10 protein-coding genes and 1 tRNA gene are annotated in these 13,582 nt (G+C 60.9%); 5 read left to right on the top strand and 6 right to left on the bottom strand.

Going from position 1 to position 13,582, the window contains the following annotated elements; all coding sequences use genetic code 11:
* The first annotated feature begins 243 nt into the window (after positions 1 to 243).
* A complete protein-coding gene (locus HMPREF2894_RS01155) occupies positions 244 to 1,377 on the top strand; it encodes a hypothetical protein (RefSeq protein ID WP_070677484.1) in 1,134 nt (377 codons plus the stop codon).
* 187 nt (positions 1,378 to 1,564) lie between these two features.
* Here HMPREF2894_RS01155 and HMPREF2894_RS01160 read toward each other — a convergent pair.
* The 5 genes from HMPREF2894_RS01160 to HMPREF2894_RS01180 all read right to left on the bottom strand — a co-directional run bounded on the left by HMPREF2894_RS01160 (position 1,565) and on the right by HMPREF2894_RS01180 (position 8,854).
* Positions 1,565 to 1,638 (bottom strand) — tRNA-Pro (locus tag HMPREF2894_RS01160).
* Positions 1,639 to 1,748: 110 nt separating this feature from the next.
* On the bottom strand, positions 1,749 to 3,617 hold the full coding sequence (locus tag HMPREF2894_RS01165; protein WP_070677486.1) for an ABC transporter ATP-binding protein: 1,869 nt from the start codon (positions 3,615 to 3,617) through the stop codon (positions 1,749 to 1,751).
* On the bottom strand, positions 3,617 to 5,656 hold the full coding sequence (locus HMPREF2894_RS01170; RefSeq protein ID WP_070677488.1) for an ABC transporter ATP-binding protein: 2,040 nt from the start codon (positions 5,654 to 5,656) through the stop codon (positions 3,617 to 3,619). Before HMPREF2894_RS01170 ends, HMPREF2894_RS01165 begins: the two co-directional genes overlap by 1 nt.
* On the bottom strand, positions 5,656 to 6,669 hold the full coding sequence (locus tag HMPREF2894_RS01175) for a metallophosphoesterase (RefSeq protein ID WP_070677490.1): 1,014 nt from the start codon (positions 6,667 to 6,669) through the stop codon (positions 5,656 to 5,658). Before HMPREF2894_RS01175 ends, HMPREF2894_RS01170 begins: the two co-directional genes overlap by 1 nt.
* A gap of 40 nt (positions 6,670 to 6,709) precedes the next feature.
* On the bottom strand, positions 6,710 to 8,854 hold the full coding sequence (locus HMPREF2894_RS01180) for a transglycosylase domain-containing protein (protein ID WP_070677492.1): 2,145 nt from the start codon (positions 8,852 to 8,854) through the stop codon (positions 6,710 to 6,712).
* Positions 8,855 to 9,020: 166 nt separating this feature from the next.
* Here HMPREF2894_RS01180 and HMPREF2894_RS01185 point away from each other — a divergent pair, with 166 nt between their 5' ends.
* The 3 genes from HMPREF2894_RS01185 (at position 9,021) to HMPREF2894_RS01195 (ending at position 11,060) form a co-directional block, all read left to right on the top strand.
* Positions 9,021 to 9,224 carry a DUF4177 domain-containing protein gene (locus HMPREF2894_RS01185; protein WP_005504647.1) on the top strand — a complete coding sequence of 68 codons (204 nt, stop codon included), beginning with the start codon at positions 9,021 to 9,023 and terminating at the stop codon, positions 9,222 to 9,224.
* A 185-nt stretch (positions 9,225 to 9,409) separates the two neighbouring features.
* The gene (locus tag HMPREF2894_RS01190) at positions 9,410 to 9,892 is read left to right on the top strand and encodes a RidA family protein (RefSeq protein WP_049340984.1); all 483 of its coding nucleotides are present in this window, start codon (positions 9,410 to 9,412) and stop codon (positions 9,890 to 9,892) included.
* Positions 9,885 to 11,060, top strand: coding sequence for an NUDIX hydrolase (locus HMPREF2894_RS01195; protein ID WP_070677494.1), 1,176 nt, complete (start codon positions 9,885 to 9,887; stop codon positions 11,058 to 11,060). Before HMPREF2894_RS01190 ends, HMPREF2894_RS01195 begins: the two co-directional genes overlap by 8 nt.
* A 146-nt stretch (positions 11,061 to 11,206) precedes the next feature.
* Here HMPREF2894_RS01195 and HMPREF2894_RS01200 read toward each other — a convergent pair whose 3' ends face one another.
* Positions 11,207 to 11,884, bottom strand: coding sequence for a Crp/Fnr family transcriptional regulator (locus tag HMPREF2894_RS01200; RefSeq protein ID WP_012902921.1), 678 nt, complete (start codon positions 11,882 to 11,884; stop codon positions 11,207 to 11,209).
* 477 nt (positions 11,885 to 12,361) lie between these two features.
* Here HMPREF2894_RS01200 and HMPREF2894_RS01205 point away from each other — a divergent pair, with 477 nt between their 5' ends.
* Complete coding sequence (locus HMPREF2894_RS01205; RefSeq protein WP_070677496.1) at positions 12,362 to 13,540, top strand: MarP family serine protease; 1,179 nt, start codon at positions 12,362 to 12,364, stop codon at positions 13,538 to 13,540.
* Positions 13,541 to 13,582 lie beyond the last annotated feature (42 nt).

A 13,582-nucleotide genomic window follows, 5' to 3' on the forward strand; every position in this document is an offset into this window, starting at 1 on the left:
AGCACGTATCGAGCGCCTGAACACCGAAAATAACCGCACGAGGAAACCACATGAGAGCAAAACCTCCGCGCCACCACCGGACCAGACACAGCTTCCACCGTTACACTTAACACCTATGCCAGAGCATCCGACACACACCACCGGATGCGGCAGATACCCTGGCAGCGCACATCCCCTGGCACGGGCACACACCCCTGGTAGGGCGCGCAGACTCTCAAACACGGCACTACAAGGAGCGAGGACATGGCAGCAGGGCGCACTCAACCCATCCCCACCGTCAGCAGCGGGGCACGCGCCGCCTCCCTCGGAGGCACCCGACGCGACCTCGGGCTCGACCTTGCCCGCGCCTTCGCCGTGCTCAGCCTGCTCATCCCCTTCGGATACTGGCTGCAACTGATCCCGGTGTCCTGGAAGTTCTGGATCCCTCAGACCCTCGTACCGGCAGAACCGCTCTTCGCCGCAATCCTGGGTGCCGCCGCCTGGCGCTACGCCCGCACCGCAAACTTTCCGCAGCTCTTTGCCGGAACCATCGTGCGATTCCTCGCGCTGCTGCTACTGGGTGTGGCACTCATGCAGGGCATCACCTACCTGCCGCAAGCCGGCGTGACCGTACCGACGCAGGGCTTCTCCTACTCCCTGCCCTTCGACATGCTCGTGCACCTGGCGCTACTCACCCTGCTGACCCTATTCGTCGTGCACCTGCCCCTGTGGGCAATCGCAGTGCTAGCGGTAGTCACCAGCCCCTTCATTACCTGGACCTACACCCTCCTCATGGACGTAGCCGCTCGGGCCGACCAGTGGACCGCTACCCAGCTGCCGTTCCTGGCAAACCACGGCGTCAACCACGCGCAGAGCGCCCAGCTCATCTGGGTCATGTGCCTGGGCATCGTGCTCGTGCGCCTCTACGACAACCTGCAGGCAAAGCTCGCAATCCCCGTAGTACTCGCCGTGCTGGCGCTCGCCGTCTATCGCACCTTCAACCCCTACACCGAGCTCGGCTTCCTCAACAGCCCGCAGGTGCTGCTAACCCTAAACCTCGCGGCAACCCTCTACTTCTGGGCCGAATGCGCGCGCCTGCTCTCCGCACAGGCGGGAATGCTTACCCCCATCGCCCGCCTGGGCCAGATGTCGCTGAGCGCCTCCATTGTGCTGAGCGGAATCATTATTTACGCCGGTCCCACCGTCAAGGCTCTCACCGTGGGGGAGCACTACATCGCCACCGGAGGCTGGGGCACCGCCGTGTACTGGAGCGCCTTCCTACTGCTCGGCGCTGTTATCGCCCTGGGCTTCTGCACCCTCTGGTCACGCATGGCACGCTCCATTGCCGGTCGCGGCCCCCTGGAGGCGATTCTCGCCCTCATCTCCGGGCGCGGCTAGCCGAATCTGAACTCAACACAAAAGCGACCCCCTCCCCACGTTCCTGCGCGGGTAGAGGGTCGCCTCTATATACTCAACATCTGCAACAGAATCTGCGCCAGAGTCTGACTAGGAATCTGACTAGGAGCCTGCAACAGAAATACTGCGGGTACGACAAAGCCCCGGTCCAGTGGACCGGGGCTAACTGTCGGGATGACAGGATTTGAACCTGCGACCTCGTCGTCCCGAACGACGCGCGCTACCAAGCTGCGCCACATCCCGATGTTGACCTATCAGCAAATACCGTAGGCAACTCACCTAGGATAACCCAAAAAAAATCAGAACGCAACACAGCGGCACACCACCGCTCGGAGGAGGGGCAGATAAAGCTTCTAGGCTTCAGTCTCCTGAACCTGATTCAGCTCATCCCAGGAGGCGTACATCGCCGCAAAACGACCGCCGGAGGCAATCAGTTGCTGCGGGGAGCCATCCTCCATTACGGAGCCCTCATGAATCACCAGCACACGATCAGCACCCAGAACCGTCGAGAGGCGATGCGCAATCACCAGCGCCGTACGCCCCGCCAACACGGTTCGTAGCGCCGCCTGCACCGCACGCTCACTCGGGATGTCCAGCGAAGCCGTCGCCTCATCCAGAATCAGCACCCGCGGATTCGCCAAGAACACGCGAGCAAAGGACACCAGCTGACGCTGACCCGCCGACAGGGTAATACCGCCGCGGCCCAGCTGCGACTCGTAGCCCTCACGCAGACGCTCAATGAACGCGTCAGCACCCACCGCCTTTGCGGCAACCTTCACCTGCTCATCGGACGCCTGCGGGTTACCCATGCGGATATTCTCCAGAATCGACGCGGAGAACAGGAACACCTCCTGGGTGAGCATGAGCACCTCACGGCGTAGCTGCACATCCGCCAGTTGGCGAACGTCCACGCCGTCAATACGCACCTGACCGGCTGAAACATCGTAGAAACGAGCTACCAGCTTAGCGATAGTCGACTTGCCAGCACCCGTAGCACCCACCAGCGCCACGGTCGTACCCGGCTCAATGCGCAGGGTCGTCTCCTTCAACGCGTGACGATCCGACGTGTACCCAAAGACCGCCGAATCCAGCTCCACCAAAGCGCCCTGAACCGAGCCGGACGCGCCCTCAGCAGCACTAGACTCAGCAGCAGACTCTACAGCGCGCTCATGCGGATGATCCGGCTCAGCAACCTCCGGCTCCTCAGCCAAGAACGACGACAGCTTCTCCAGCGCGGACATCGCCGACTGGAACATGTTGTAGAACTCGGACAGCTGCATGACCGGCTCAAACACGCGGTTCGCGTAAATCACCAGCGCCAGCAGGGTACCGATCTGCATGGTGCCGCCCAGCACCGCATAACCACCCAGCACTAGCGCACCGGCAATAAACACATTGCCCAAAAGCATCAGCACGGGTGAGTAGACGCCGAAAATCTTAATGGAATCCATCACCGCAAGGCGGTAACGCTCCGACGCCTGAGCGTACTCATAACGCATCTGCGCCTCCGCACCAAACGCCTTCACCGCACGGATACCCGTAAAAGTCTCCACAAAACGGCTCGTCAAATGCGCAGACTCGGTACGCATCGTACGGAAAACCGGCACCGCGGTCTTCTGGAACCAGCGCGTCAAGAAGTAAATCGGTACGCCCATGACCAGCATGAACAGACCAATACGCCAATCCAGAAGGAAAATAGCGACCGCAGAAATCACCATGGACAGCAAGGTAATCGCCAACTGGCTGATGCCGCTGTCCAAGAAGCTGCGGACCGTATCAATATCGCTGGTCAAACGCGAAATGACCTTGCCCGAGGTGTACCGCTCATGGAACGACACGCTCAGCGACTGCGCGTGGCGGAACACCCGCTTACGCAGGTACACCACCACGCCCAGCGACACACGCACCGTGTACGCCACGTTGACCCACGAAAAAATCGCGGTCACCGCGGTAGCCGCCACAAAAAATACCAGCAGGGTCAGCAGGGGAGAAACGTCACCCTGCTTGAGCGGTTCAATGGAACTATCCAAAACGCGGGCAATCAGAATCGGTGCAACCGCCGAGGAACCCGACACCAAAAGCACCGAAATAATCGACAGAGCCAACGCCCCACGGTGCGGGCGCAACATCTGGCGCAGCAGAGCCATCGAGCGTTCGCGAGTCTCCGCGCGCTCCTGCGGACTCAGCTCCTCCCGCCGCTCTGCCGGACCATGATGGGCCATTAGCCCTCCTCCATCGTCATCAGCTGGCGGTACTGCTCCGAAGAGTCCATCAGCTCAGCGTGAGTGCCCTCAGCCACCACGGTGCCATCAACCATCAGCAGCACACGGTCAGCCAGAGCCACCGTGGAGGGGCGGTGCGCCGTCAACAGGGTAGTAGCGCCGGCCAGACCCTCCAGACCCTCACGCAGGCCGGTAATAATACGCTCCTCGGTGTTCACATCCAGCGCCGAGAACGGGTCATCCAGCAGCAACACAGAGGGGCGCTTCGCCAAAGCACGCGCCAACGACAGACGCTGACGCTGACCACCGGACAGGCTCAGACCCTCCTCACCAATGACGGTATCCAGACCCTGCGGAAGCTCCGCCACGAAATCGCACGCAGCCAGCTGCAGTGCGGTCTGGAGGGTCGCCTCCAGCTCTTCTGCGGCGGGGTAATCCTCATCCTCGGTGCCGCGCTCGTACTGCTCGGCAACGCCCATCAGCACGTTCTCGCGGACCGTGCCGGAGAAGAGCACCGCCTCCTCAAAGACGAACGCGGTCTGGGCGCGCACCTCCTCAATGGACATGTCGGCGGTGTCTCGGGTGCCAAAACGCAGGGAACCGGAGGTCGGCTCGTAGAAACGCGGAACCAGCGACAGCACGGTCGACTTACCGCTACCGGTTGCACCCACCAGCGCCAGAATCTCACCCGGGAAGACCTTGAAGTCCACGTCCTTCAGCACGGAAACCTCGGGTGCCTTCGTCTCAGAAGCAACTTCAGAATTCGCCTCAGTGGTAGCCTCAGCCGGCGCCTTGATAGCGTCGTAGCTGAACTGAACGTGATCGAAAGTGACAGACACTGCGCCACCGCTGGGGTACTGCATAGTTTCCTTCCCGGAGTCGCCCTCGGCAGACACTCCAGCTACTGTTGACGAATCAGAAGCACCCTGCGGATGCTCGGGCCCAGACACAGCCTCGGAGCCACGAACCAGCGGCACCGCCTCAAAGCCGGGCTCATCCATAACCTCGTTGTGGCGTTCGAGCGCCACCTTATAGCTCAAATAGGCAGACATCAGCGCGGTCGAGCGCGTCACATGGCTGAGTACGGTCGTCTGCACCGCAAAGTAGGCGGTCATCGCGCCCAGGCTCAAGGTGCCCGCCGCAACCTGTGAGGCGCCCACGGCCAGCGCCACCGCCGTGGAGACACCCACAATCAGGCCCTGGTACAGGGCAACACGAGCCACCAGCATCGACCTGCCGTACTCGCGCACCTGCAGGGCATCTACCGACTCGGAATATTCCTGAATCTGCTCGGGGGAGCGGCCCAGCGCCTTAATCACGCGGATGCCGCGCACCGACTCCTCAATGCGGGTGGAGAGGTCGCCCGTCATCTGCTGAATCTCATGTGAAGCGCGGTAGTACTTGCGGGTGAAGTTCACCAGCGACAGCACCAGAATCGGCACGGTCACCACGAACACCAGCGCCAGCGACGGCGAAGAACGCAGCATGAAGAAGCCACCGACCAGGAACATCACCACAACAGTCAGCATCTGAACAATACCGAAAGACAACCAACGGCGAATCGTACCCAAATCGCTCATGGAACGGGTCAGCAACTGACCGGAGGGCCAACGATCCAGCAGAGAAAGCGGGGCACTGAGCAGGCGGTCAAAAAAGTTCATGCGCATGGACAGCTCAATCGTGGAGGTCGGGTCCACAATCAGCCAGCGCCTCCAATACATGAAGGAGGCGTGCGCAATACCCAGCAGAAGCACCAGGCCGCCGGCAATCCAGATGGCGCTCTCAGTGGTGCTCTGCGAGAGATGATCCACAATAATCTGCAACATCTGCGGGATGGAAATCTCAAGGGCACCGGCACCGAACGCCACGAGCAGGCCCACGCCCCAGCGCACACGAATCGGACGCGCATACGCGGCGAGGGTGCGCGGGGCACGCTGACCGTGCGCGTAGTCGATCGGGTCGGGGGTCGGTTCGCTCGCCGTCTCCAGGAAAGGATTACGGCGGCGCTTAGCCGTGTGTGCTGTAGAAGCCTCAGACATTAGCGGCGGCCACCTTTCGAAGCGTCAGCTTCACCCTTATCACGAGCCGTGAGGGTCACCAGGATTGCCTCCGGTGGGCAGAACAGACGCACCGGCGCAAAACGAGAGGTACCCAAACCGGCAGAAACCTGAACCGGAATACCGGACTGCTCACTGACACCCTTCGCACGCGAAGGCGGCAAATCGCAGTTGCTGACCAGGGCATGACCGCCGGGCAGGCAGACCTGACCGCCGTGCGTATGACCGGCAAAAATAGCCTGCGCACCGTCCTGCACGAAGCGATGCAGAGTACGCATGTAGGGGGCGTGCGCCACGCCGATACGGACGCTCGGCTCCTGCCCCTCATCGAAGGCGCCGGGGGCGAAGCCGGGGTGCTCATCGTAGCGCAGGTGCGGGTCATCCACACCGGAGAACTCCAGACGCAGACCCTTAAGGTTCAGCGTATCGTAGCGGTTGACCAGGCCCGTCCAGCCGCGCGACTCGAACGCCTCGTGCATCCGCTCAATGGGCAGTGCTACGCGCGAGCCCTCCTCAATCATCTGCGGGGTGCGCGGCTGCCACAGGTAACGCGCCGGGTTCTTGAACACTGGCGCGAAATAGCAATTCGAGCCGGGCACAAACACGCCGGGGAAGTCCATGAGCGGGTCGAGCGCCTCCAGCAGCGGGCCCATACCGTCCACGTGGGAGAGGTTATCACCCGTGTTCATCACCAAATCCGGCTCCAGGGTAGCCAGCGAGTGCATGAAGTCAATCTTCTTCTGCTGGCCCGGAATCATGTGCATATCCGAAATATGCAGAATCCTGAAGTCGGGGCTCCCGGCGGGCAGCACCGGCAGGGACTCGGTGCGGAGCTGAAAATTGTTCAGCTCAATAAAGTGCCCATACGCCGCCGTGGCGGCCCCCAAGGCTGCAGTGGCGGCTACCGCCCCCGCTACCTTCTTCAGGAGCGGGGAGGAGCCGCGTGCGCCGGGGACCGCCACGGGGACGCGGGCGTTGACTGCGTTTTCACACATTATCAATCGCCTTTCAGGCTTCAGCTGGTGAGCTGTGATTCTAGCTGTACGACAGAATCTTATCGCTGGGGGCGGTGAAGTCCTTCGTGTTGTACTTCGGTGCCATCGTCTTCATGAACGACTGCCACTGTGCACCCGCGTAGGTTGCACCATCGACGTACTCGAGGACTCGACCGTTAATGCCCACACCGTTCAGGGAGCGGAAGCCGAGGTTGTTAGAACCAACCCAAGACGCGGTGGACAGGCCACGAGTGTAGCCAACCTGCCAGGTCTGGGAGGAGTTATCGTTCGTACCGGTCTTCGCAGCCGAACCGTTCGGCAGACCAATACCGCGCTGAGAAGCGGAACCGCCAGGCTGGATAACGCCCTTCAGAACCCAGCTGACACCGTTTGCGATGTCAGGGTCCATAACCTGCTCACACTGGTTCTGGTATTCCTTCATGGTTTCACCGTTGGTCTTGGTGATCTTCTCGATGGGGCGCGGGGTGCAGTACTTACCCTCGGAAGCGAAGATAGCGTACATGGATGCGCTGGTCAGCGGGGAGATACCGTACTTGGTACCACCAATGTTGGTACCCAGGTCGGGGATGCTGTGTAGCGGTTCGCCGGTACCGTCCAGGGCGTGCATCTTGATGGACAGGTCGTGCACATCGCACAGGTCAATCTGGGAGAGCATGCCGTACAGGTACGAGTTCAACGACTGGCGAATACCGTACGCAGCGGTACCGTAGGTCAGACCGCCGTTGACTGCGTTCTTATAGGACCAGCCGTTCGGCTGACCGGTGTAGTAGTACTTACCGCCGTCGTAGCACTTGGCGTTCCAACCGAAGCTGGTGGGCCAGAACAGCTGGGTACCGTTCACGGTAGCGTTAGCGCCGCGGCCGCTGATGAGCCACTGAGCCAGAATAATCGGCTTGAACGTCGAACCGGGCTGGAAGCCGCGGGTACCACCGTAGGCGCTATCAACGTTGTAGTTGTACTCGGTCTTGGAATGGTCGTTTGCGTCAGCCGGGGTGCCGAGCTCGGTGTTCTGTGCCATCGCGATGACGCGACCGGTACCGGGCTCAACACTGGTCAGGGCGGAGTTCACGTCGTTCCAGTTGGTTGCTGCGGGCTGGGTGGAGTCAACTGCCTGCTTAGCCGCGGTCTGAGCCTCGGGGTTCAGAGTGGTGATCACCTTCAGGCCGCCACGCTTAATAGCGGTGTTACGCAGCTCAGCGGTTGCGCCGAGGGACTCATCCTGCAGCAGGTAGTTGACCACGTAGCGGCAGAAGAACGCCTTGTCGCCTGCCAGGGAGCAACCCTGGGACTTGGTGTGGACGTTGAGCTTAATGTCGCTGGCGATAGCGTCGCTGTATTCCTTGTCGGTAATCTTGCCGTCACGCAGCATGGTGCCCAGAACGATGTCGCGGCGTTCACGAGCCAGCTCGGGGTTCACGGTCGGGTCGTACACGTTCGGTGCCTGCACCAGACCGGCAAGAAGCGCGGACTGTGCCACGTTCAGGTCCTTAGCGGAAATACCCCAGTAGTACTGTGCCGCAGCCTCAACACCGTAGTTGGAACCACCGAGGTTCACGATGTTCAGGTAGCCTTCAAGGATTTCGTCCTTGGACTTGTTCTGCTCCATAGAGATCGCAAGCTTCATCTCGCGAATCTTTGCAGCGTAGGTCTTGTTACCGTTCAGGGTTGCGGTAGCGTCCTCACCACGAGCCACAGCGGAGTCAACAATGAGGTTGTTAACGTACTGCTGGGTCAGGGTGGATGCACCCTGACGGCGGCCGCTGTTGGAGTTAATGATGTTGTTCAGGAACGCACGACCGATACCGATAGCGGAGACAGCACCGTGGTTGTAGAAGTCACGGTCCTCCACCGAGACGATAGCGTTCTTCATGTGCTGAGAAATCTGATCCAGCTTGACCGGTTCACGGTTCTCTTCGAAGAAGGTCGCAATTTCGGTCTTGCCGTCAGCAGCGTAAATAGTAGAAGGACGGGAGGAGATGCCATCGGCAATGTCGTCAGGAAGGTCCTGGAACCATGACATCGACGCGTTCGTGACCATACCCAAGCTCACGGCAGGGGGTACGACAATAATTGCCGCGAGGAAACCGGCAATCACGCTGAACGCGAGGAACTGCAAAAAATCTCCCGGGCGGCGACGCGCACGGGTTTTCTTAGATGAAGCCATTCACTCAGTTTATCCCATGAAGCTGTGAGAGAAGGCCCGTCTCGCCACCCCATAGGGAGGTGGGCGCCTCAGCTCTGAGAATAAAGCCCCCAAAAGCGCCGGACATTGACCAAAACCATAGTGAATCCCTTTTACTTATTGAACACCGGGCGATAGGCTAGAGGGTATGAAGAAATGGGAATACGCAACTGTACCGCTGATGATCCACACGACCAAGGCAATCCTCGATAACTGGGGTGAAGATGGCTGGGAGCTCGTAACTGTTCTCCCCGGCGCATCCGCACCTGCTGGCGCAACCCCCGCGTCGAACATGGTCGCTCCGACTCAGGGCAACCCCATCGCCTACTTTAAGCGCGAGAAGGCTGACTAAGAGCAGCGTACCCGGCGGTCACCTCGCTATCCCGACTCTCCTATAACTAGGGGAGTGCGGGAATAGATGAGGCAGACCGCCGGTTAGCCGTTTAACAGCTGCCTGAATATCAGTAGCGTTTAGATTTACAGCATTTCCCCTATCACCGTTTGGGTGCCAGCACCCGCCATCCTTCTGGAGTAATCATGACTGAATCCCGTATTGAAGCACGTATCCGCGAACTCGGTTACGAACTGCCCGTAGCACCCGCCCCCGTTGCAGCCTACGTTCCGGCTGTTACGTCCGGTTCCTACGTGTACACCTCCGGTCAGCTGCCCTTCGTTGAGGGTGCGCTGCCCGAAACCGGTAAGGTATCCGACTCCGGCGCTGAAGGCTTCGTGACCCCCGAGGATGCGAAGAAGTACGCGGGTATCTGCCTGCTCAACGCCCTGGCAGCGGTCAAGTCCGTCATTGGCGACCTGGACCGCGTGCAGCGCGTCGTGAAGGTTGTCGGCTTCGTGGCATCCGAGGTGAACTTCACTGCTCAGCCCGCCGTCATTAACGGTGCCTCCGAACTGCTCGGCGAAATCTTCGGCGAGGCAGGCCAGCACGCCCGCTCCGCCGTCGGTGTTCCCGTTCTTCCCCTGGACTCGCCCGTAGAGGTCGAGATCATTGTTGAATATGTCTAATCTGTACACCGGCGCGCTGCCGCTGTCTGCTATTCGTGCTGCCCAGGCTCAGCGGGCAGCACAAAGTGGCACCCAAAAGACGGTGAACGGTATCGACGGTCACGGATCCGGCGAATCGCAGGATATCAAGACTCTACCCCAGCCGGTGCAGGAACGCCGCTTCGGCACCCCCACCCCGGCTGAAGGCGTGGAGCGCCCCCGCATGTTTACCGGCCGCCAGTCTGCGGCTAACCCGCGAACCTCCTGCATCCAGCGTCTCTACACTATTCCCGAGTTCATGCGCACCGCCGCCGAAAGTTGGCGTGAAGGCGGTAACGAAGGTGCGACCGGTTGCACGATGCGCCAGGCGGCATCCGTCATTTTTGTGCGCGATGGTGACAACGGCCTCGAAACGATTCTGACCTACCGCCCCGGCACCTCTCCGCTGGGTGTGGTGGCTTTCCCCGGTGGTACGGCTCTTCCCGGTGATGATGAGTCTGCATCCTGGGTCGGCCCCGGTGCCGAATACTGGGAAGAGCAGTTCCACTTCTCTGACGTAACTCAGGCACGCCGCAGCGTCATGGCTGCCGTGCGTGAGTCCTTCGAAGAGACCGGCATTCTGCTCGCTGGCGAGGACGATCAGGACGTGGTGGAACGCTCCAGCACCCCCGAGCTCATGGCGTGGCGTGAAGCGGTTGCCGAGCAGGACAAGAGCTTCTCTAACTTCTTGACCTCCAGTGGTCTGAGCGTGCGCGCCGACCTGTTGCGCCCGGTCGCGCGTTGGCAGTCGCCGGACTTCTTCCTCAAGCGCTACGATATCGCCTACTTCACCACGGCGTTGCCCGTCGGTCAGGACCCGAAGCTGCTGCTCGGTAAGGGCGTGTGGGGTGACTGGCTGAACGTGCGTGAACTGCTCGAAGCCAAGGACACCAGTGAACTGGGCGACCGCATCGGCCAGCCCAACACGGTGGGACGCACCCTCGACCAGCTCATCACCCCCGGCGTGATGTGCATGCTCGAATCGCTGGCGAAGGCACAGACTTCCGTGGCGTGGCTGTCCAAGCGCCGCAATATTGAGGTGAAGAAGCCCGTGCTCGTCACCCACAACGGTGCGTGCATGCTCTCCTTCACCGAGGTGGTTCCGGCTACCACCGGTTCCATATACACCGGCGCGATGGGTGCGCTCTAAGAGGGTATTGCAGCCGTTCGCTCGTACGATGAAGCGTTAAAGAAATCAGGAGCCGTTTCCCCATGCAGAGGGAAACGGCTCCTGATCTATTTAAGCTGTGCGTCTTTCAGCGAGGGCGTCCTAGAATGCCCTAACTCAAAGAGACCTTAGCGGGAACGCTGGCGCAGGCGGGGCAGGTCCAGAATGACAACTGCGCGTGCCTCCAGACGGATCCAGCCGCGAGAAACGAACTCGGCAAGAGCCTTGTTCACGGTCTCGCGGGATGCGCCAACCAGCTGTGCCAGCTCTTCCTGAGTCAGCTCGTGAGCAACGAGCACGCCGTCGGTTGCGGGGCGGCCGAAGCGGTCAGCCAGGTCCAGCAGCGCCTTAGCGAGGCGGCCGGGAACGTCGGAGAAGACCAGGTCAGCCAGTGCCTCGTTAGCGTGGCGCAGGCGGCGAGCCAGAGTCTTAATAACCTGATCGGAGATAGTGGGATCGAGCTGCTGTGCACGCTTGAAGGACTCGTGCTTGATGGCAGCCAGGCGAGTCTCAGAGACAGCCACAGCGTTGGTCGAACGGGGCGAAGGATCGAAGAGAGCCATCTCGCCGAAGACGTCACCGGGACCCATGATTGCAACCATATTCTCGCGGCCGTCAGCGGCGGTGCGACCCAGCTTGACCTTACCGGAGAGTACAGCGAAGAGCTGGTCGTCCTGGTCACCCTCGTAGAAGAGGACGGCGTTGCGGGAGAGGTCAATCTCCTGAATGTCATCGGTCAGCAGAGCGAAAGCTGCGTCGTCGAGGTTAGCAAAGAGAGGGGTACGACGGAGGATCTCGAGATCCATAAAGTTCTCCTAGATATGAGGTGATGAGCCGAAACTCGTAAATGTTCAGTGAGTGAGCCCGAACCGGTGTCATGCGTCTCAACATCTGAAATGTGAGAAGGCTCAAGCTAGTGTGACATATTCAACTGATACGAGCGTACCCTAAAAAAGCGCTTTATGCATTCCGATACAGCGAGCTTTACACCAAAAGTTATTTCTTCCGAGAAAATTCAAAGCTTCCCCACAGGTTTACCACCTAATATCAGGCATTCAGGTGTGTACTTTTATCGGTACCAAGCACGCAGACACCCTCATGACAAACAGGCACCCGCCTCCACACGCGGTACGATGCGACGAGGCAGAAACCCGGTCCCAAAAACCCGGAACCGCCCCGCCATACCCGGGTGACAGCACGCCGCCACACTCACCGGGCACAGCCCGCACCAACCACAATGGGCACACCGTGACCACTTCTACCCACCAAGGAGGCAATTAGTCGTGACGACTGGCATCAACCTGCTTGATATTGCTATCCCCATCATTCTGCTGCTCTACTTCCTCGCCGGAGTCCGCAGCGGATTCTTCACCACCCTCGGAACCTTCCTCGGCCTGGGCCTGGGCGTCTGCGCCGCAGCCTGGCTCGTGCCCCTCGCCGTGGCATCCGTGGGATCCCAGTGGAGCCTCATTACCGCCGTCGGCGTGCTCATCATCTGCCTGACCATCGGACAGTGGCTCGGCCTCGTTGCCGGACGCACCATCCGCCGCGTCACTGACATCACCCCGCTCAAGGGCATTGAACGCTTCTTCGGCGGCGTGCTGAACCTCGCCGCCTGCGCCCTGGTCATGGTAGTGCTGACCATCTCCATGCGCACCGTACCCATCCCGCAGCTCAACACTGCGCTCAGCGAATCCAAGACCCTCTCCTGGATGGTCGCCTCCACCCCCGAGGTCGTCAAGGACCGCATCAACACGGTACGCAATGACGTGCTCGCCTTCGGAACCATTCCGGAAGTCAGCCAGCTCATCGCCCCCGAAACCAGCGCCCCCACCCAGACCGTAGAATCCGCGGCACTGGACCAGGCGGCAGCCTCCGTGGTCGAGATCCTGGGCGCCGCAGAGCAGTGCGGCTACACCTCCACTGGCTCCGGATTCGTGGCGGATAACGGACTGGTCGTCACCAACGCCCACGTGGTCGCCGGCGTGACCTCCCCGGTCGTGCAGGACTCCCGCGGCCGCACCTGGCCCGGCACCGTCGTCTACATGGACACCGAACAGGACCTCGCCTTCATCAGCGTTCCCAAGCTGCCGCTCGCACCGCTGAACATCGGCTCCAACGCCACCGCAGGTAGCCTCGTAACCTTCATGGGCTACCCCAAGGGCGGCCCGTTCAAGGCACTGCCCGCGACCGTGCAGGGCATCGGCAACACCCAGACCATCGACGCCGATACCGGCCGAGCCAACGCCATGCGCCAGGTCTACCAGCTGGCAGCCGACGTGCAGCACGGCAACTCCGGCGGCCCCGTCCTCGACGAAAACGGCAACGTGATCGGCGTGATCTTCGGTAGGGCAACCACCGGCCAGACCGGCTACGCCATCACCGCAAGCACCCTCAAGCAGGCACTAGCCGAAGGCGGCGACAACACCGCCGCAGTCTCCACCGGCACCTGCCGCAAGTAACTAGCCGCTAAATAGCGATAAAAGTTCAGGCTCCCGCCCTCA

The sequence above is a fragment of the Rothia sp. HMSC066G02 genome, assembly GCF_001813145.1.
GTDB lineage: Bacteria > Actinomycetota > Actinomycetes > Actinomycetales > Micrococcaceae > Rothia.

Coding starts and splice junctions, on each gene's coding strand:
- HMPREF2894_RS01200 (WP_012902921.1), bottom strand. CDS start 11,884: ATGGATCTCGAGATCCTCCGTCGTACCCCTCTCTTTGCTAACCTCGAC.
- HMPREF2894_RS01180 (WP_070677492.1), bottom strand. CDS start 8,854: ATGGCTTCATCTAAGAAAACCCGTGCGCGTCGCCGCCCGGGAGATTTT.
- HMPREF2894_RS01165 (WP_070677486.1), bottom strand. CDS start 3,617: ATGGCCCATCATGGTCCGGCAGAGCGGCGGGAGGAGCTGAGTCCGCAG.
- HMPREF2894_RS01175 (WP_070677490.1), bottom strand. CDS start 6,669: ATGTGTGAAAACGCAGTCAACGCCCGCGTCCCCGTGGCGGTCCCCGGC.
- HMPREF2894_RS01185 (WP_005504647.1), top strand. CDS start 9,021: ATGAAGAAATGGGAATACGCAACTGTACCGCTGATGATCCACACGACC.
- HMPREF2894_RS01170 (WP_070677488.1), bottom strand. CDS start 5,656: ATGTCTGAGGCTTCTACAGCACACACGGCTAAGCGCCGCCGTAATCCT.
- HMPREF2894_RS01195 (WP_070677494.1), top strand. CDS start 9,885: ATGTCTAATCTGTACACCGGCGCGCTGCCGCTGTCTGCTATTCGTGCT.
- HMPREF2894_RS01190 (WP_049340984.1), top strand. CDS start 9,410: ATGACTGAATCCCGTATTGAAGCACGTATCCGCGAACTCGGTTACGAA.
- HMPREF2894_RS01155 (WP_070677484.1), top strand. CDS start 244: ATGGCAGCAGGGCGCACTCAACCCATCCCCACCGTCAGCAGCGGGGCA.